Here is a 19,832-nt window from a genome sequence, read left to right as displayed (position 1 = left end):
CTAGCGGCATCGGACGTGTGCTGTCCTTTCGCGAAGGTGATCATAGCGGGTGGATCACTCGAAAAGACCAGTAAGTAAATGTATTGGTAATGTGGTGGTAATTGCCGCGAGAAACTCGATTATTCCGTTTGGTCGGGCGATAGAAAACCATCTTTACCTCAGGCGGCGATCGCGGTCGCGGTGAGCGCCGCGGTGGCGATCATCGGGGCGTGCCCGCCGGTCAGTCGGCAGGCGGAATCTCGATCCGGCTGTCGATGGAGCTGCCCGAGGCACTTGGCCTGTTCCGGCGGGCCATCCTGCAGAGCGCGCCGCCCGGCCTCGCCGTCCGCCGTCCCGAGGGGGCGGCGAGAATCGGTCGGCTGTTCGCCGACGCGCTCGGCACCGACCCGGGCGTCGCTGGACTCACGGAAATCCGTGGCGCGCACGAGGAAGCCGCGCTGACCAGCCTGCGACGCCGGCGAACCCGATGGAACCCGCGTTGCCCGGCGCCGCCGCGACCGACGAGGTCTACGTCGAATCGCTGGTCGCCTTCGGTGACAGGTTGCGCGAAGCCGGACCTGGCGTCTGCTCGTACCGGCTCGGCTGGCTGCCCGAGGGTCCGAGTTCGGCGCCTTCGGCACCGGGCTCCGCGCCGTCTGGGTGGCGTTCGCCCGCAGCGGCACTCTCGATCCCACTTCGGTGGCCGGCCGCCCGGTCAGGTTCGCGGGTCGCTGAGCGGCCGGTGCCCTCGGCAAGGGCGTCCCTTTGGGGGTGAGAAGAGCGGCCGGGAGTCAGCGCGGGTTCCCTCAAGGTCGGCGCCCGCTGCCCAGCGTCGAAGCCTGATGTCCTGAAGGCTCCCTTTGAGACTTTCGACGTCTGAAAGGGAGCCTTCAGGACAAGCCACATTTGCTTTATCTCTCACCGACTCGAATCGCCACTCACGATCCCTGCCTCATCGACCGTTGATTGGTCCTGTCCACTGGAGCTCGCTATTCGGATCCTCCGGGTTGACCATCATGACGGTTCTCCCGCTGGTGACGGCGTTCTTGACCGCCTCGGCGAGCTCCGTGTCGGTGGGTTGACGGCCGAGCTTCGCGGCGAGCTCGACGGCGACGTTCCGGCCCACCTGGTTGTTGTACAGGTCCATCAATTCGGCCGTAGGGTTGTTGTTGCCCTTCCACGCCTCATGGGCGTCGGTGAGCTCTTTGGCCTTCTCCTTGTCGAAGTACTTCGTCAGCAAGGCGTTCCACAACGCGTGTTGATGCGCGTTGCCGATGTCACCGTCCCGCGTCCCGTCCTCGCCGCGTCCTGGGGCACCGGCGCCGAAATGGCCGGCTGCGTTGGCCGCGGCCTCGTCGGAGAGGTTGCTCATCAAGAGTAGATCGCTAAGACTGGTCTGATCGAAAATGGCCTTTTCCGCCGGGGAGACCAGTCTTTCATGACGTAATTTCGAGTACAGCACTCGCTCGCCGGTCTTCGGCGTCAGCGGGAATTGAATCTCCATTTCCCGCCGGGTCAGCGGGTCGACCACGGGCGCTCTTCCGGAGGGGTCGGTGAGTTTCACCGGATTGTTGTGGACGTAGGTGTATGCGGCGAGGTTGAGGGGTTCGCTGATGCCGCCCGCGAGGTCGGTATCCAAGTAGTCGGCAAGAGCCGGATCCGCGCTCGCCCAAAGTTGCGTTCTCGGGTTGTAGTAGCGAGCCCCGTGGTAGTAGAGACCGGTTTCCTCGTCGAGTTCCTTGCCGGTGAACTTGTACGGTATACCGCTTTGGCTCGTCCTTTCTTCCACCCACGTCTCGCCGAACGGCATGTATTCGAGGTGCTCGGTGACGTTGCCTTGCCTGTCGGTGACGTAGCCGGCAGAGCCGAGATGGTCGGCATGGAAGTAGGACTGGGCGTTCTCGGGGTCGCTGGCGGCGACGGTTTTGGTGGTGAGGCGACTGTCGCCGACGAAAATGTGCTTGAAGCCGGTCCCGTTCCGTTCGCTGTAGCCACGGTTGGGGTAGAGGGACAGGCCGTCACCCTGTTTGATGACGCGTTCGCCTGCCGCGTCGTAGGTGTAGCCGACAGTGGCTCCCTGGCATCCTGCCGGGGTTTGCGGGACCGTCGCCGTGGCGGTGTCCTGGTTACAGGCGAGCCGGTTCTCGTCATCCCACACGTACTGGCGTCGTTTCCCGCCCTCGGCGGTGTTCACCGTGTCGGTGAGGTTGCCGTTCGGGTCGTAGGCCTGGGTGATCGGGCCGACCGTGCTCGGCGCGTGCGGTTTTCCACTGCCGTAGTCGTACTTGTAGTCGTAGCTGGTCTCGTCCTGACCCCCGACCGGCTCGATCGGTCCGACCGTCAGTGGGCCTGGCGACGCCGGGCTCCCTCCGCCACCACCGACCGGCGACACAGGACTCGACCCGCGGTTCAGCGACGCCGCTTGAGTGGTCGTGCCGGTGATCTCGTGATGCTGGGTTTTGGTGGTGGTGTTGTGAATGGAGTCGTAGCTCAGCGCCAGGGTGTATTTGTCCTGCTGGTTGCTCTTGGTCGTGTACTGGCCGCTGGCGGAGGTGAGCTGGTAGAGGTCGTCGTAGCCGAAGGTTTGACTGCTCGGGCCACCGATCGTCGGGTTCTGTGGCGTGTTGTTGGTCAGGGCGATGACGTTGCCGACCTTGTCGTAGGTGTAACCGAGGTTCTGGAACTCGGTGGCACCCGGTGTTTTCGACTTCAGGGTGGCGAGCCGGCGGTCGGCCTGGTCGTAGGTGTAGGTGGTGCGCACCCCGTTCCCGGTCTGCTGCTGGACTTTCTGGCCGAACTTGTCGTAGTCGAGGCGGCCGAGGTAGAGGTAGTCGGTGCCGTTCTTGGCCCCCGCGGCGCGGGTGACCTCGCCGCCGGTGTCGTAGTCGTAGCGGAGGATCTCCCCATCGGGGTAGGTCATCTGCAGGACTCGGTTGAACGTGTCGAAGCGCCATCCGGTGGTGTAGCTGCGATCCGCCTGTCCGGTGATCTTGATGGTGCGGGTTTCCCTGGTGGTCTCACCCAGTGGTCCGTAGCCGCGGGTGAGGGTCCCGGCAGCGTCGCGGATCTCGGTGACCCGCCCGGCGGCGTTGTCCGGCGCACCGGATGCGCCGTGGGTGTAGGTGACGTTGTCGGCCGGGAAGGCCGGGTAGCGGACCGCGGTGAGACGGTTGTGGTCGTAGTCGTACTCGACCTGCTTGCCCGTTGCCTTCAGGTTCGCGGTGATCTTCGCCGTCGGGTTCCCGGCCAGGTCGTAGCGCGTCTCGGTGCGACCCGCATCGGGGCTTTCCAGGACGGTGCGACGGCCGAGAGCGTCGTAGCCGGAGCGCGTGGTGTTGGTCTTGTCGTCCACCACGGTGGTGAGCTGACCCAGCGAGTCGTAGTCGTAGCTGGTCCAGATCACCGCCTGTCCACCCGCCGGGTTGAATTCCTTGACCGCGGTGGTCTTTTCCCGCAGGTCGGTGTAGCTGCGCTTCTGTTTGCCGTTGCCGTCGGTCGCGATGGTTTCGAACCGGGTGACACCGGCGCGGTCGGGGCCGAACCCGTAGGCCACGGTGGTCGTGACCTCGTCCGGCTGGACCGTCTTGACCGGCCGGTCCAGCACATCGAACGACACGCGAGTCGGAACCACCGTGTCGAAGGCGGCGTTGAACGCGGCGTTGCCCTTGCCCTTGGGTTCGGTGATCGGGTGGTACTGCTCCACAGCGCGGCCGAGGAAGTCGAACTTGGTGCGGCCGGACACCGTCATGACCTCCTCGGGTGTGTCACCGGGATTGTTCGCGACCGACGCGTCCTTCTTCGTCTGCAGCACGCGTTTGAGACCGTCGGAGAAGGTGACGGTGTCGATGGTGTCCTCACGGATACCGGTGGCGTCGCGGTCGAGGTGCCGGGTCGTGGCATAGGGGACCGCGGCTTCGGGGTGATAGTCGAAGTCGATCGTGACCTTGCCCGACCCGATCTCGTACGGTCCGGTGACCGTGTCCAAACGCCCGGCACTGTCGTAGCCGCGCAGCACCTGCTGACCGTTCTGATCGGTGGTGCGGTCGGGTTGCCCGTACTTCAGATTGTGCGTCGCGCCCGATCGCAGCCCGAAGCTGTCCACAATAGACTCGACGTGGACGCCGACGATGGTGTCGTAGCCGTAGTCCAACCGGTAACGTTGACCGGTCTTGTTGGCCGGTTTGGTGACCGACTTCAGGTTCCCGTCCGGGAAGTACTCCAGGTCGGTGTCGGCCGAGACGGTGTCGGTGAGGTACTGGCGGACCTGCCGCACCGCGCCCGTTACGCAGTCCACTGTGGATTCACTGTGCCTCGACGCGGTGCTGCCGGTGGTGCCGCGCTGGTTGAACAGATTGGCGGTACCGACCAGGTTGCGTGCCCGGCAAGCCGGGTCGGAGGCGGTGTAGCGGTAGATGGTCTCCACGTCGTCGGAAACACCCTCGTCGGCGGCGTCGAACGAGCGGATCAGGTTGCCGTAGTCGTCATACGACATTTCGGTGTAGGTGGACTTGCCGGGTTTCTCGACGCCCTCGTAGAAACGTTTGTCCACCCGGGACAGTGCCGCGAACGCACTGCCCGGCGCGGTGTCGCGGAGCTGATAGGTGTTGACGGTTTCGGCGAAGGGCCGCCCCGTGCCGTCGGTGGTGAGAGTACGGGCGAGCAACCCACGGGTGTGCGGACCGTCCGTACGGTACTCGTCGGTGGTCGAGCGATAGAGCGCCTCGGCCGAGCCGGGGTCACGCTGTTCGGTGACGACCTTGCCGAAGCCGTGGAATTCGCGTTCGAGCCGATCGTATTTGCCCTGTTCGTAACGATAGGTGGTGAGCTGGGTGTCGGCGCCGTCGCCGGGGTGGCCGTCGGACACGGTGGTGCGGGACAGCACCCAGCGGGCTTCGGGCATGGCCTGGCTGTTGCCGGTACGGGTGTAGTCCAGTTCGACCCGTCCACCCAACGGCCGGTTCACCGTGCGAAGCAGATTGGTACGGCCGGTCTTGTTGACCGCGACCAGCAGCTCGTTGTCACGAGTGGATTTGACGTGATCCGCCAGCCCGTCGCCGTTGACGTCACGCAAGCCGATCTCGGCGCGGCCGATGCCGGTGGAAGCGTTGACGCCGGGATTGAACACGAAGGTGCCGATCGGGGTGGGGACAGGGAACGTGAAGTAGACGCCCGCGCCGAGGGTGGCGTTCTTGTCCACGGCGATGTCGGTGAAGCTGCCGCGGAACGGAGTGGGGGCGGTGAAACCGGTGCCGGTGTTGACGGCCACCTTGATCGGGTTGGCGCCGTCGGTGAAGACGCGGTCGGTGAGACCGTCGCCGTTGACGTCGAGCATGCTGGCGTTGGTGAACGAGGTGCCGAGTTCGGCGGAGAGACCCCCGGCGAAGCCGTAGTTGTCGACGTTGAACCCGAGGTTGACGCCCAGGTTGCGGGTGGAGGCGTCGTTGATCGGTCCGGCCGACCACGGTTCGCGGGCCGCGAAGCTGTAGCCGAGGTTGAGTTGCGCGTCGCCGTTGGCGAAGACCTTGTCCGGAAGGCCGTCACCGTTGATGTCGATCAGATCGACGCGGGTGTCGGACTCACCCCCGCCGAGGCTGCCACCGATCCCGAGCGCCGGTTGGACCGGGCCGTTGGTGGCGGTGTTGTTGCTGCTGCCGGCTTCGGGTGCGGCCAGACCCAGCGCGCTGGCCAGGGTCGCGGCCTCGCTGCCCGCGGAGTACGACACGTTGCCGGACAGGTTGTCGGTTTCGCGGACGTTGCCGCCGAGAGTCCCCCGTCGGGAGCCGAGGGCGCCGTTCATGTCCGTGAACTGGATCTCTTTGGCGCCGACCACATCCGGGAACCGGTCACCGTTGAGGTCGACGTAGTCCACCGACCCGGCGGTGATGCCACCGACGACGGTGCCCCCGAACGGACCGGCGGACAGCGTGCCGGACACCTGACCGGTCACGCCGCGACGCATCACCGTGCGGTCACCGGCGACATCGGCGTCGGTGACCACATCGATGGTGTCCGCACCGAGCCGGGAGCTGGTCGCCATGGTGCCGGTGAACCAGGACGACTCGTCCTGCGCCGCCCAGCCGCCTTTGGCCGGGTTCGGAGCGAAGATCGCCAGCCGGGGCATGGGGATCCGGGGGTTCGCGGCGAACCCCGCGATGTCGGCTTCCTTGGGTTCCCGGGGCAAGGCGTCCTTGAAACTCTGGTCGATCGCGAGTTCGGCCTGCTTGATCGGTTGGGTGGCGCGGTCGCGGTTGGCCTGATAGCCGATCACACCCCAACCGCGGTACGGCTGCGGGAACGCGCCCTGGCGGGCGGAGCCGTGTGCCGCGCTCGGCGCCGGGCTGAACGTCGGCCATGGGGACGAGAGATCGTAGGTGACCTTCGCGGACTGTTCGGCGACCAAACCGAACAGATTGGAATCCGTTGTGGAGTGGTCGAAATACAGCTCGTCGCCCTCAGTGACCGGGACGACCACGTCCAGGTCCTGGCCGGGCGAGCCGTACTGCCCATTGACGATGTCGACGACCCGCTTGCCCAACAGCTGCCCGCCGCGTTTCTTGACGGTGAACGCGATCTTGGTCGCGCCGGGGAAGCCGAAGTTGAGCTTCACGCTCGGCCGGACCCGCAACTTGCCGGTCTTGGTCACCTTGTAGGTCTGCTGCGGCGCTGTGAGGGTGTCGGCGGGGTACATGTCCACGTCGACCGGCGGGCTGATCACCAGCGTCGGCCGACCCTTGTCGTCGACCAGGGACTCCACCCCCGGCGCGGCCGTGTAGTGCGCCTTCGGCACCCAGGACACCGCGGAAACGTCGATCGGGGAGTCGGTCCTGATGTGCCATGACATCTTCTCGAACTGGCTGACCGGAAGGCTCATGTCGATCGTGGTGGTCCCGGTCGACCCGGCAGGCAGGACCTTGCGGAACACCTCCGCCGGAGCGTGCACCCCGTTGCCCTTCGTGATCACCACGGTCACGTCGTCCGAGGTCACCTTGCTCTTGACCACGTCACCGGTCAGCTGAAGCGTGCCGGTCACCGGCACCATCACCTGCGATGAGCGGCCGCCGAGCGTGAAGTCCGACGACGCGCGGAACACGGTGTTCGCCAGCCCGTTCACGTCCGTGCCTGCCGCCAGGTCGGTGTAGCTGATCGTCGGGTCCCACGCCACCGTGTCGTACTTTCCGTCCAGAATGGACTGTGTGCGGAAGTAGAGCGCGTCGCCCTTCTTCACCGCGATCGCCGACACATTGGCCGGGGTGAACTCGGTGTGGTCGTCCGGGCCGATTCGTTGCGCCCAGAGTTCGGTGTCCTTGGCCTGGATGGTGACCCGCACACCGTCGGCCTTGGTGTACGCGGCGCGCGCGGGCGAGGGGTCCACGGTCAGTTGCACCCGGCCGTCGACGCGGACGGTGCCGCTGAACGGCGCGACCCAGCGGCGCACCGAGTCCAGCAGCGGCGAGTTGTCGACCTGCTGGTTGAACTGGGCGGTCTGGTCACCGACGATCTCCCCGGTCACCGCGCCACCGCCGACCGGCACCGGGGTGCGGGTGGAATCCGCGCTGTAGGCGGGCTGCCCGTTGGCGTCCAGGTAGCCGAACAACACGCCGCCGTTGTCGACCAGGTCGGTGATGCCGTCACCGTTGACGTCGCTGAAGAACCGATCCGACGTGGTCGTGGTCCCCACGAAGTCCAGCTGCGCGGCGATAGCGGCGACGAAAGCCTCGACACCGATCGTGCCCGACAACGTCCGCTCGGTGGAAATACCCGGAAGGTCACGCAACTTCAGCGGTGTGTCCCCGAACTTCGGTGTACCTCCCGGTGTGCTCAGATTGGGTCGGTAGTACACGTCGTTGTTCTTGCGGAACACCTTGTCCGGCAGGTTGTCGCCGTTCACGTCCACCAGTGCCGACAGGCCATCGGACTGTCCGGCGTTGAACCCGACCTTCAGCCCGACGCCCCCCTGCTTGACCGGCAGCCCCTGCACGTTGTAGCCGGCGAACAAGTGCGCGCCGAATCCGACGGAGGTGCTCGCCGAGATCGCGCTCGCCTCACCTTCACGGATGTTCACACCAAGGTCGTCATCCGGGACCGGCCAACCGGCGGCGTCGGCGAACCCGGTGTAGTTGCCCGCCTGGTCACGCACGTCGTCGAAGTAGTCGAACGAGTGGGTGTTGAACAGTTTGTTGTCCTCGCCGAACTGAGACACCGACGCCAGCAGCGTTTTCGCGAACGCGCCGGTCCGGTAGTTCAGCTCGTAGGCCCGGATCAGCTGGTCGTCCAGCTTGACCTCGACCCGCCGCAGCAGGTCGGCGGTCACCTTCTTGAACCCGCCCCTGGCGTCGATCTGCACATCGCCGCGACGAGGCTCACCGCGGTCCCGGTCACGCAGGAACGTCACCGAGTATTTGCCTTCGACGTCACCGTGGCCGGTGTAGGTGATCCGCTGCGGATACAGGTTGCTGCCCGCCACCGTCGACTTCTCGGTCCCACCGTCGTTCACCCGCGCGTAGCGGTAACGCATGCGGTTGTCGTTGGTGTCACGGACCTCGCGCACCGCCCACGTCGCGATGCGGCCCGCGTTGTCGGTCAACGTCGTATCGGCCGCTCCGCCGAACAGCATGCGAGTGCCCGCCTTGTCGGTGACCTCCCACCAGTAACCGGCCGGGTTGTCCCCGTGGCGCACGATCCGGTCGAACCGGCTTTCCACGCGTGCGTGGAAGACCTTCTCCGCCGTCCGCTTCTGCAACTCGCCCCGGTGGGCGACGGGGGTGAGCTGCTCACCGTTCAGGAGGTAGGTCTCCGTCTCCAGAGCCACGTCATACCGCGGTACTCCCCAGCGGGTGTCGACCGTGACCGTCGGCATGGCGACGTCCCACCCGGCACCCAGCCAGCCGTTCGCGCCTCCGGAGCTGTACGCCACCGCCAGCTTCGGCTCCAGACCCGCCCGTCCCTTGGGCACCTCGAGCGGGTAGGACATCCGCGCATCGCCGGAGTTGTTCGCCGACGGTGGCGCGATCAGGTTCACCCCGGCCCCTGGATCGGCCGCTTTGATGTCCTTGATCTGATTCGGATTGAACGAGGTTCCCTCCGGATGCTCCGGAGCGGCCACCGCCCCCTCCGCGCCTGATGCCTGCCCTGCCCCGCGCACCGAGGTGGGCGGAGCCGCGCCCGGGACCGCCATCGCCACCAACGCCAGGATCAAGGCCACCACGACTGCCTTGTGGTGATGACGAACTGGACGAGCCCACGCGAAGGCAGACATGCCCCCGACCCCCTCTGGATCAGTGAATGTGGCTATCAGGCCCCGGCAAAGAGCGACAAACGCTGTCGCGCACGGGATCGAGCGGTGATGCGGGCAAAGAAAGGCGATCGATCAAATGGTCGTCGCCGGATTAGTGCATCCGGAGGAACATCCCCTTCTGTGCCCAGCCCATTCATCCGCGAGGGCGAGGCATCAATCTCTCGGCCACACGCTATCGAGGGTCGATTAAATTCCGATGAAACACCTGCCTGCAGAACTGCCGTGCGGCCGATCGGCCCATTGTGCGGCAACGGATCCGCGCGACAGGGGGCCAGGCATGAAAGAGCCCGACGTCACGCCGTTCGAACCTTCGACCTGCGCGGTCGTCGAGTCGAGGTCGTGCCGCCGGGCGCTGATCAGTCCCCGTCGCGGGCCAGGGCGTCCTCGCCGGCCGGCTTCACACACCGTCCGGCTTCGGGATCGGGACACACGGGAACCGGGTGACGTCGACCTCGATCTCCTTGGTCGGCCCGCAGAGCTGGAGGCCGTCGGTGTTCGTGCCGTCCGCCACGCTGAATCCGACCACGCCGATCGCGGTCTCGCCCCGATCGAGGTTTTTGCCCATCAGGGAGTCCGCCGACCAGGTGGCTTCGCGCCAGGTCTTGTCCGCGAGTTCGGTCCTGAGGTCGCTGGCGGGCCACGCTTCGGTGAAGCAGTACTGGGGGATTTCCTTCGGCTCGTAGGGGTCGCACGGTTCCCCGGCCGTGTTGTTGCGACGAAGCTGCAGGTACTTGATCCTGGCCCGCTGCACGCCACGATCGGCGAGCGCTCCGGTCACGGCCACATACACCGCGACGTAGTGCTTTCCCGCCTTCGCCGACTGGCCTGCCAGTTCGGGCGTCCAGGCGACGTCGACGGCCTTCACCTGTATCGCCTGGTCCAAACCCGGTTCCGTGGTGACGAGGGCCTGGCCGGGGAAGTCGGCGAACTGCGAGTATTTCGGGCCGGACTGGGCCGTGGCAGAGTCATCGGACGGTGAATCGCCGCTGGTCGCCGCCGTTCCGGTGCCGCCGCCGTCGCCGGAACACGCGGTGACCAGCAGAGCGAGTCCCGCGACGAGCACGGGCAAGAACCGAGTTGACATGTGACGACCCTCCGTCAGAGTGGTGTGACACCGTAGCATCGAGTGTCACTGAGACGTGGCCGGAAGCGGCACGGTTCCCCTGGAGGTATGTCCCGCGCTTCCCTGCCTATGGGGCTCGCATCGTCGGTGGGACTATCGCCGGAATCAGCGTCGCCGCTTCGGCGAGGTTTTCGCGGCCTCTGTTGGCTGTAGCCCCAGATTTCCGGTCAAGAAGAAGGTGCCGGCCACGATAACGGTGTTCACGGTAGTCGCGACGTCGATGACTTCGCCGTCGAACAGCGCTTGAGAGGACGGCGTCCAGTCGGACGAGGGTTCCGTGAGCGCGAAAGTAAGCCTCGGCGTCGGCGTGCACGGTGACGTCCTCGGCCAGGGCCGCCAGCACCAGGGAATCCGTCTCGAGCCGCCCGCCGGACTGGACGAGGACCACTCGGTCTTCCAGTGTCGCGCACCGGTACCGCGGGCGTTGTTCCGGCCAGGCACGGCAGGAGGAATCCAAGACCGCCGTTGCTGACCTGCGCGACCAGCCGGGCGCCGGAGGAATCAGTCCACACATGCTCGCTGACTTCTCGGCGACCTGCCGGGCCGTGCCCGCGCTGATCAGGGAGATCCCCCTTTGCTGGAACTCGTCCTGGCTGGCGACGCCGATCCCGATCGCTTCGAAGTGGCTGGACACGAATCACTCCTCCTGGTTCACCGTCCACTGGGGACTACTGGCCGGGTCGGACGAGGTCAGCCTGGTTCTACGTGGGGTGCCGCCAATCGTCGATGCTCCGACCATCCACAAGAGACACTTCCGGTGACCGGATGCTTCGCACAGAGAAACCTGAACCGTTCGCCGATTCGATTCTTCTCGGCCGGCATCCGGCGCCGGTTCGTCGGGTCTTGATGTTTGTCCCTTCCGCCGATGTCGGCGATGATGGTTATGCGGCCGTGGTGAATCGGGGAGGGGTCCGAGGTGAAGAAACCAAGGGGAGCCGGGCGAGGGGTTTTGGAAGGCGTCTTCGGTCTGCTGGACGAGCTGGCCCGGGCGGGGGAGGCGGGCCCGACCGAGCTGGCCGCCGCGACCGGCGTGCCCAAAGCGACGGTTCACCGGTTGCTGGTCCAACTCGTGGAGCTGGGCGCGGTGCAGCGCAGTGCCGGCCGATACCGGATCGGCCCGCGGATGGTGGGGCTGGGCCAGGCTTGGCGGCCGGACCCGGTACTGCGCGCCGCGGCGGAGGAACCGCTGCGTGCGCTGGCCTCGGCCGTGCGAGGGGAGCGGATCAGTGTGGCGGTCGCCGAACCGCACGCCGGGCGCACTCTGATCGTCGGCGCGATTCGCGGGGACGCGGACGACGTCCTGCCACTTCGGGCAGGAACCTTGCTGCCCTACGGTTGTGCGGGCGACCGGATGCACGCCACTGCACTGCCGCATTTACCTGAGCCCCCGCAAACCCACTCGGCGCGGGAATGGAAACAGCTGGTCGCCGACGCGAAGGGGCGGGGCCTGGCCGTCGACCACGCCACCGATCTCGACCTTCCGGTGTCGTGCATGGCCGCACCGATCCGCAATTCGCTCGGGGAAGTCGTTGCCACGCTCGGTGCGGTGGTGCTGGACCAGCGGAATCTGTCGACCTTGTCCGACCCTCTCCGGCGCGCCGCAGCGCTGGTCGGCGCCCGGCTGGTCATGAACCCTTCGGTGTGACAGGACTTTGAGGACGGGCGACATCCCGCTCGTAGAGGCTCGTCGGCCACCGCGCGTGTGGTGGATCGGTGACGTGGTCGAAGCCCGCTCGTTCGTAGTAGCCCCGTAGTGCTTGGTTGTGGCTTGTTGTGGCCAGCCGGACGTATCGCCGGCCGCGCTCGGCGGCTTTGCCCGCGACCCAGTCGATGAGGCGATAGCCAAGGTGGGCACCGCTCGCACGCCGGGCGACCGCGAGTCTGGAGAGGTAGTAGGCCGGTGCCGTGTCCGAGCCCCAGAGCTCGGTGTCGTCTTCGGCGACGACGAGGGTGGCTAAAGGTTGGCGGGCTTCTTCCACCAGGAGTGCTTCTCCTGCGACGATCTGAGCTTGGACGGAGTTCGCAGGGAAGCGCTCGGGCCATTGGACGATGCCTCGACCACGGAGCCAGGCAGCGGCCTCGGCCAGCAGGTCGAGCACGAGGTCCTCCTCGCCAGGCCGAGCGGGCCGGATCAGGACCTCGCCGAACAGGGGTTCGGAGTGGGGGAGGACGGCCACAGGCTGATGATGCCGCGGAGAGCGGGCCAGGTGAAAACCGCCTCCGGCAAACTGCTAGGAACATACCGAATCGAGATGGGTGAGAAGCAAGGCAGTTGTGGTCTCAGCGGCCTCTTCGGGCACGTTGTGCCCGACCCCCGCGAGCTTCTCCAACCGATATGGTCCGGTGACCCAGTTTCTGGTCGCGGCCACGCCAGACGGTGCGACCATGGAATCGTTCGTGCTCGCGATGAAGAGCGTGGGTACCGCGACCCGCTGCTCGTAGCCGGTGAAGTCGTTGGCCCTGTACCAGTTCAGCGCGGCGGTCAGGGCACCCGGCTGGGAAAGCCGCCGGAAGTACTCCGCGCTTTTCTCCGGCGCGACGCCCGGCAGCTTCGGTGGCCCCGACGCGAGAATCGAGTCCTCCGGGATCGGCGTGGGCTGCCGGAAGAACTCCATGTACTTGGAGGCCTCCTGCTGCGCGGGATCACTCCTCAGCGCCTCGGCGAAGGCAGCGGGATGCGGCACGGAGACAGCGGTCAGCGAGCGCACGCGGCGTGCGTACTTCGCTGCGGCGATCCAGGCGACCGCGGCACCCCAGTCGTGCCCGACCAGGTCGAACCCGTGCCAGCCCAGTGCGTCGGCCATTGCCCGGACGTCCCGGACGGCATGGTCCAACTGGTAGTTCTCGATCCCGACAGGTCGTACGCCCGGCGAGTAGCCCCGCTGGTCAGGTGCCACCGCTCGGTATCCGGCGGCAGCGAGTGCGCGCAACTGATGGTCCCACTCAATGCCGAATTCGGGGAAACCGTGCAGCAGGAGCACTTTCCGGCCACGCCGCGGCCCGGCGGCGACAGCGTCGAAAGTGCCACTGGCAGTGGGGATTCGCAAGGGCGTGAGGCGCGGTGGCTCGGCTGCGGATGCCGTGCCCGCGATACCGAGAGATGCCGCGGCGACGGTGGCCGTGGCACTCAATCTGAGGAAGCCACGACGAGAAGGAGAATTCGACATGCGGCCAGCCTGTCGGCCGAGAGAAACGGACACCATCGGGGTTGCCCCCGATGTCCCGTTAGGGCCAGCCCCACCAAAAGGCGGGATCGCACGAGAACGCGAGACTCGTCGGCGAGGTGGCCCGATCAGCCGCGTGGGCGCCTTCCCCGTCGGTTCGAGGAAGGCGCCCACCAGTAAGGGAGGATCAGAACGGAAGCGGCGCCCGGACGACCTCCAGCTCGGCCGGGTTGATCACCGGCGGGGTACCGGTGGCCTGGAACCCGACGTCGGCCCAGCGGCGCACGATGTCGGTCGCCGCGAGGCGGTCAGCGTCGGCGAGAAGAGAGATCTTCGCTCCGTGGTGCGCACCGGGTGCGGTGTAGAGGTGCGAGTCGTGCGGGCTCGGCGTGAACCGCTCGGCGCTCCAAGGGTCGTTCTCCCCGTAGACGAACATGATCCGCTGCGCGGAAGTGCGCACCCATCGGTCCACGTCGAGCATCGGACCCGGGTTGTGCGTCCGGTGCAGCTCGGGCGGGACGTTGGAGTACACCGACGACGAGTCCGGGTACTTGAGATAGGGACGCAGATGCGCGAACTGCGGCTCGGGCCAGCCGAGTTCGGTCATCGCCTGGAAGTAGTACGGCGTCATCTGACCAAGGTCGTTGTCGCTGAACGAACCGAAGGCGACGGTATTGTTGATGTACTCGAAGATCTGCTCTGTGGTGGCGGAGGTCGACGGCACCTTCCCGCATTCGGCCTTGCCGAGGAACTGCCAGAACGCCCACCCGAGCATCATCACCGATTTTTCGAACGCCTGGTCAAGGCTGCCGACGATCCTTTCATAGGTCCAGCCGAACTTGGCCGCGTACTGCGTCAGCAGGGCGACCATCTCCGGCCTGCGTTCGAACGCCTCCACCTGAAGGTCGGTGAGCATGGCGCGGCAAGCCTCAGGGCCGACGGACGCGAAGAACCGGTCGTAGGCGCTGTCCTCGTCGTTGTCGCGATCGTTCGGCGCCACATACGCGACGACGCCGTCGACATCACCCGGGTAGAAACGGCTGTGGTAGACCGACGTCATCCCACCCTTGCTGGCTCCGCTGGAGAGCCACTTCTTGGCGTAGAGCGGCTTGAGCGCGTTCACCAGCCGGTGGTGATCGGTCGCCGCCTGCCAGATGGTGAGCTGGTCCCAGTTCGCCGGCTCCGGCCGTGACGGCGGGAAGAACCTCTGCTCGGTCGAGATCTGATTGCCGCCGACGAGCTGGGTCGTCTCGGTGCGGAACGAGGTCGGGTAGAGCCCGTATCCGGTGGTGTGCAGGATCATCGGCCGGTCGACCGACTTGTGCACAAGACTGAACCGTTGCTGGAAGGTGGCTCCGTTCGGTTGACGGTGATCGACAGGCTGCGTGTAGCCGAGCACGAAATAGCGATGCTCCGGGGCCGGTGGCGTTCCCTCGGAAAGCACCGTCAGGCCCGGGATCCGCTTGAGCTGGTCGAGGATGTCGTCCTGCGGCGCGGCCCCCGCCGCACCCACCGGACCGAACAATCCCGCGACGACCGCGACCGCGGCGCCGACGGCCGCGGTTCTCCATGATTTGGTGAACAAGATCGGACTCATTTCTCGTACAAGTCGTCCCCCCAGTCGGTGACGACCAGGAAAGTCTGGTGGAAATCGCCGCGCCCGTCCCTCGATTGACCATCCCCGCGATGTGTCGGGCGTCACACCGGATGCCCGGACGAGGCATCGGTGTTGTCGCTACAGTCCCCGGGTCCGATCGAACTGGGGGTTCGAATGAGGAAATTCCTCACCATCGGGCTGACCGCGCTGCTCACCATGGGCACCGCGGCGGCCGTCAGCACACCGGCGTATGCCGCTTCGCAGCTCGACTTCGGGGCTTGCCCGGCGGATGTCGCCCAGGTTTATCCGGCACTGAAATGCGCGACGGTCAACGTCCCGCTCGACTATTCGCGGCCGTTCGGCGCGCGGATGGACGTGCTCGTCTCGAAACACGCCGCCACCGATCCGGCGAAACGGCGCGGCGTGCTGTTCGTCAACCCCGGCGGCCCGTCGGGTTCCGCGGTGATGCTGGCGGGGAAGCTGTCCCTTCCGAACGCGACCGGGTACACGCGGCTGCCCAAGGAAGTGCTCGAGGCCTACGACATCGTCGGTCTCGATTCCCGCGGCACCGGCCACAGCCAGCCGCTCAGCTGCGTCGGCGAGGACTACTGGCGTCAGCTGCAGCCTGACCCGGACCGGCCGGAAGAGCGGGACAAGAGCTGGGAACGCTGGAGGGCTTTCGCCCGCTCGTGCGCGGAGAAGAACGGGGAGAAGCTGAAGTACACCGGCAGCCGCAACGTGATCCAGGACATGGACCGCGTGCGCACGCTGCTCGGCGAGGAGAAGATCAGCTACCTGGGGTACTCCTACGGCACCTATCTCGGCAGCGCGTATGCCGAGCGATATCCGGACCGGGTGGACCGGATGGTCCTCGACAGCTCGATGAATCCGGTGGAACCGCAAATGTGGTATCACAATTCGACCGGGCAGGTCACCGCGGGAGTCGCGCGTGAACACGCCTACCTGAGCTGGATCGCCAAATACGACAACGTGTTCCACCTCGGCAAAACCCACGACGAGGTGAACGCGGCCTGGAAGAAGCTGCTCGGCGACTTCCGGAAGGCGCCGCGCGGGCCGTCGAAGAACGTCGGCGCGGTGGAACTGATGGACGTCTACATCGCCAACCTTTCCCATGAGCTCTACTGGGAACCGCTCGCGAAGGCGATGGCCGACCACGTCCTGCGCGGTGACGATCGCGCCGTATTGGACTGGGCGACACCAACGGGTGGCGCGGAGGGCGAGCGCTCCATCGCGGGCATGATCTCGATCGCCTGCGTCGACTCCGACGCGCCGACGGACCGGACCAAGATCGAACGCGATTTCAGTGAGCTGGCCGAGACCAGCGATTTCGCTTGGTACAACGTGTCGATCCCGTCCGCCTGCGCCAACTGGCCGGGGCATGACCAGCGGATCGTGCCTTCGGGGAGGAAACTGCCGCCGATTCTGCTCTTCGGCGTCGAAGGAGACTCCGCGACGCCGTACGCGAACACCGTCGCCATGCACAAGCAATTGCCGAGTTCGGTGCTGGTGACCGAACGGGGCGCGGGCACCCACTGTGTGTTCGGCAGCCACCCGGCGATGGCCAATGGGGAAGCCCAGCGGATCGGCAAGGAATACCTCGTCGACGGCCTGCTCCCGAACGCCGACCTCGACATCGCGCCGCATCCCTTGCCGGTGCCGACGGCGGGAACCACGGTGGCCGCGCGGCCGGCTGTCGTTTCGCAGCACGCGTGACACCCGCTGATCCGCCCCGGTCCCCGCCGGGGCGGATCGGCCTCGCCCGCAACATCGCCGGTGTCGTGGACCGGCCCGGTATGCGATTCTGTCGTTGTTGTGGGGGAGGCGTCATGGTCGAACTGCCGATCTGTGATCGTGCTGGTAACGCCTTGCTCGAGTTTCGTTTCGTCACGGAAGACGAGTTAGGGCGTCTGGCCGAGCGCGTGACCGTGCCCGCGTCGTTGGTCGTCGCTGTCCACGCGCAAGCAGTCCTGATGATGTTCGACAGCCGGCGGAGGCAGTGGGAGCTTCCGGGTGGGATGCGGGAGGCGGGTGAGAGCCCGCGGGAGGCCGCGATACGGGAGCTGGGTGAGGAGACCGGCATCCAAGGCGTGGACCTGTCGTTCGCCGCCGTGGCCGAGTTCGATCTCACGAAGCCGGAGCGTCGGGAACTCTTGACCGTATATCGGGTCCAGCTCCAGCTCGTGCCTCGGCTGACTGTCAACGATGAAGCGCTGGACTTTCGATGGTGGTCGCCATCGGAGCCGGTGAGCGAGGATATGAGCCCGCTGGACGCGGAGATCGCCAGGCGCGTAGTCCAATCGTCTACCAGCTGAATCGCCAGTCGTGCCGCGAAGCGCACTGACATGCCGACGTCAAGGCCTCCGGGGGATGCCGGCCGACAGCAACGCCCCCGGTTGACGCCGCCCTGACCTCGAGTTCACGCGTGAGCGATCTATGGGATCGGTGTGACGCCGAGGGCGAGCAGGGCCGCGTCGTCGCTGAGGCCGTCACCGAAACTGCCCAGTAGGTCGGTGAGGTCGGCGATGAGCGCTTCCGGTGAGACGGGTGCCAGTTCACCGGCGCGGGAGCAGAGGGCTTCCTCGCCGTAGAGGGCGCGGTCGCGGCCGGTGCGGGCTTCGGTGAGCCCGTCGGTGTAGAGCAGCATCGTGTCTCCCGGGCGGAGCACCGTCTCGGCCGGGGTGAAGACCGGGTTGGGCAGAAAGCCGATCAGCATCCCGCCGGGGGTCGGGAGATAGTCGGCCCCACCGTCCGCGCGGATGATGAGCGCCGGCGGGTGCCCACCCGCGGCGAGCCGCACCCGCATGGAGTCGCCTTCGGGGTCCAGAGTGCCGAAGATCGTTGTGCAGAAACGGGTGTCACCGCCGGTGTATCGCTGGTACAGCACGGCGTTCAGCGTGGTCAGCGCGGCGACCGGGTCGGGATTGTGCATCGCGGCGGTGCGCAGGGTGTAGCGAGTCAGCGAGGTCACCGCCGCCGCCTCGGGCCCTTTGCCGCAGACGTCGCCGAGAAAGAACGCCCACCGATCGCCCGCGAGCGGGAACAGGTCGTAGAAGTCGCCGCCCAACTGGTCGGGCGAGGCCGTGTGATAGTGGGCGGCGGACCGGAGGTTCGGTACCTGCGGCAGGGCTGCGGGCAGCAAGCTCTTCTGCAGGACCGCCAGCGCCTGCTGCAAGCGTGCCCGGTCGGCGTGCGCCCGCTTGCTGGCTTCTTCGGCGATCCGGCGGCCACGAAGAAGTTCCTGTTCGTAGGAACGACGTTCGCGTGCGTCGAAGATCGTGGTGCGGATCAGCAGTGGTTCGCCTCCGCCGCCGCGTTTCACCACCGAGGTCACCAGCACCGGCAACTGGTCGCGGGTGGCGGTGCGCAGTTCCAGCGCGATGCCTTTCGCTTCGCCGTGCAGGTGCAACAACGGCGCGAAATGCGTTTCGTGGTAGAGCTTCCCACCGACGCTGAGCAGATCGGAGAACCGCATCCGGCCGACGACTTCGTCGCGCCGGTAGCCCAGCCACTCCAGCAGCGTGCCATTGATCTTCGCGATCGTGCCGTCCATGAGGGTGGACAGATAACCGCAGGGAGCGTTCTCGTAGAGCTCCTCGGCGCTGTCCTCCAACAAGGCCGAGAAGGACACGTCCGTTCCCGCGTCGTCGGGCTGCTGAGGCGGGCAATGCCCGCGGGAGGACATCAATGCCGGTGTTCCAGGAATTCCAGGACGGCGTCGGCGGTCGCTTCCGGTGCGCTCAGCTGCGGGCAGTGCCCGACCGCGTCGAGGGTGCGCAGCCGGCTGCCCGGAATCGACGCCTGCACGAAGGCACCGACCTCCGGCGGGGAGATCACATCCTGGGTGCAGTCCAGGATCAGCGTCGGGACGTCCACTCCGGCCAGATCGGCGCGCGAATCGGACAGAAAGGTCGTGCGGGCGAAGACCCGGGCGATCGCCGGATCCGTGGCGCAGAAGCTGGTGGTCAGCTCCTCGCCCAGCTCCGGCCGGTCGGGGTTGCCCATGATCACCGGCGCCATGGCCGACGCCCAGCCGAGGTAGTTGGATTCCAGGGACTCCAAGAGTTCGTCGATGTCCTCGGCGCTGAACCCGCCGCGATAGTTTCCGTCGTCGATGTAGCAGGGCGACGGTACGAGCAGAACCAGCGACGCGAACCGTTCGCGTGCCGCCTTCACCGCGTGCACGCCCACCATCGCGCTCACCGAGTGCCCGACGAACGTGACCTCGCGCAGGTCGAGTTCCTCGCAGATGTCCAGAACATCCCGTGCGTAACCGTCCAGAGACGAATACCGACGTTCCTCCCAGGCCGACCACTCCGAGCGTCCCGAACCGACGTAGTCGAACAGCACCACGCGATGGCGCTCGGCCAGCACCGGCGCCACCAGACGCCACATGTTCTGGTCACAGCCGAACCCGTGCGCCAGCATCACCACAGGCCCGTCGGCGGGCCCGGTCACGACGACGTTGTTCCTTCGGCTGACATCCATCCGCGTATCCTCGCATCCTGCTCTGCCGCGACGAACGTAGCAACCAGCGAACTGTGACGCAGTCTGGTTGGTCGGTGGCTTCGCTCACCTGCTCGACACGACAGGGGCACAGACGGTCGCGATCGAGGTGGAGCAGGGTGACAGCCCGCTGAGGTCAACGCGTAGGCA

At 66.5% G+C, this 19,832-nt stretch carries 13 protein-coding genes; 5 read left to right on the top strand and 8 right to left on the bottom strand.

Going from position 1 to position 19,832, the window contains the following annotated elements; all coding sequences use genetic code 11:
• Positions 1 to 158 precede the first annotated feature (158 nt).
• From AVL48_RS39740 to AVL48_RS34425, 3 genes are all read right to left on the bottom strand, one after another.
• Complete coding sequence (locus AVL48_RS39740; protein WP_061988252.1) at positions 159 to 425, bottom strand: hypothetical protein; 267 nt, start codon at positions 423 to 425, stop codon at positions 159 to 161.
• Positions 426 to 931: 506 nt separating this feature from the next.
• A complete protein-coding gene (locus AVL48_RS34430; RefSeq protein WP_244162339.1) occupies positions 932 to 9,184 on the bottom strand; it encodes a SpvB/TcaC N-terminal domain-containing protein in 8,253 nt (2,750 codons plus the stop codon).
• Between the two features lie 487 nt (positions 9,185 to 9,671).
• On the bottom strand, positions 9,672 to 10,358 hold the full coding sequence (locus AVL48_RS34425; RefSeq protein ID WP_143104928.1) for a hypothetical protein: 687 nt from the start codon (positions 10,356 to 10,358) through the stop codon (positions 9,672 to 9,674).
• A gap of 316 nt (positions 10,359 to 10,674) precedes the next feature.
• Between AVL48_RS34425 and AVL48_RS39365 the strand changes: the two genes are divergently transcribed.
• From AVL48_RS39365 to AVL48_RS34415, 3 genes are all read left to right on the top strand, one after another.
• Positions 10,675 to 10,869, top strand: coding sequence for a hypothetical protein (locus AVL48_RS39365; protein WP_156515793.1), 195 nt, complete (start codon positions 10,675 to 10,677; stop codon positions 10,867 to 10,869).
• Positions 10,870 to 10,909: 40 nt separating this feature from the next.
• On the top strand, positions 10,910 to 11,158 hold the full coding sequence (locus tag AVL48_RS39360) for a hypothetical protein (protein WP_061988248.1): 249 nt from the start codon (positions 10,910 to 10,912) through the stop codon (positions 11,156 to 11,158).
• 155 nt (positions 11,159 to 11,313) lie between these two features.
• Positions 11,314 to 12,042, top strand: a complete 729-nt coding sequence (locus tag AVL48_RS34415; protein WP_082857864.1) for an IclR family transcriptional regulator — start codon at positions 11,314 to 11,316, stop codon at positions 12,040 to 12,042.
• On the opposite strand, the gene AVL48_RS34410 is transcribed toward AVL48_RS34415, so the two are convergent.
• The 3 genes from AVL48_RS34410 to AVL48_RS34400 all read right to left on the bottom strand — a co-directional run bounded on the left by AVL48_RS34410 (position 12,023) and on the right by AVL48_RS34400 (position 15,146).
• Positions 12,023 to 12,574, bottom strand: a complete 552-nt coding sequence (locus AVL48_RS34410; protein ID WP_061988243.1) for a GNAT family N-acetyltransferase — start codon at positions 12,572 to 12,574, stop codon at positions 12,023 to 12,025. The genes AVL48_RS34415 and AVL48_RS34410 overlap by 20 nt on opposite strands.
• 54 nt (positions 12,575 to 12,628) lie before the next feature.
• On the bottom strand, positions 12,629 to 13,444 hold the full coding sequence (locus AVL48_RS34405) for an alpha/beta fold hydrolase (protein ID WP_061988241.1): 816 nt from the start codon (positions 13,442 to 13,444) through the stop codon (positions 12,629 to 12,631).
• Positions 13,445 to 13,748: 304 nt separating this feature from the next.
• Positions 13,749 to 15,146, bottom strand: a complete 1,398-nt coding sequence (locus AVL48_RS34400) for a S28 family serine protease (protein WP_158070210.1) — start codon at positions 15,144 to 15,146, stop codon at positions 13,749 to 13,751.
• 186 nt (positions 15,147 to 15,332) lie between these two features.
• On the opposite strand from AVL48_RS34400, the gene AVL48_RS34395 reads away from it, so the two are divergent.
• Both AVL48_RS34395 and AVL48_RS34390 read left to right on the top strand, forming a co-directional pair.
• Positions 15,333 to 16,892 carry an alpha/beta hydrolase gene (locus AVL48_RS34395; RefSeq protein WP_061988237.1) on the top strand — a complete coding sequence of 520 codons (1,560 nt, stop codon included), beginning with the start codon at positions 15,333 to 15,335 and terminating at the stop codon, positions 16,890 to 16,892.
• 113 nt (positions 16,893 to 17,005) lie between these two features.
• Positions 17,006 to 17,491: an NUDIX hydrolase gene (locus AVL48_RS34390; protein ID WP_061988235.1), complete on the top strand. Its 486-nt coding sequence runs from the start codon at positions 17,006 to 17,008 to the stop codon at positions 17,489 to 17,491.
• A 119-nt stretch (positions 17,492 to 17,610) separates the two neighbouring features.
• Here AVL48_RS34390 and AVL48_RS34385 read toward each other — a convergent pair whose 3' ends face one another.
• The gene (locus AVL48_RS34385) at positions 17,611 to 18,807 is read right to left on the bottom strand and encodes a PP2C family protein-serine/threonine phosphatase (RefSeq protein ID WP_244162340.1); all 1,197 of its coding nucleotides are present in this window, start codon (positions 18,805 to 18,807) and stop codon (positions 17,611 to 17,613) included.
• A 53-nt stretch (positions 18,808 to 18,860) separates the two neighbouring features.
• Complete coding sequence (locus AVL48_RS34380; RefSeq protein ID WP_061988231.1) at positions 18,861 to 19,664, bottom strand: alpha/beta fold hydrolase; 804 nt, start codon at positions 19,662 to 19,664, stop codon at positions 18,861 to 18,863.
• Positions 19,665 to 19,832 lie beyond the last annotated feature (168 nt).

It is taken from the genome of Amycolatopsis regifaucium, assembly GCF_001613935.1.
GTDB lineage: Bacteria > Actinomycetota > Actinomycetes > Mycobacteriales > Pseudonocardiaceae > Amycolatopsis > Amycolatopsis regifaucium.
The sequence above is the reverse complement of the archived record's forward strand: the minus strand, read 5'-3'. Positions and strand labels throughout refer to the sequence as shown.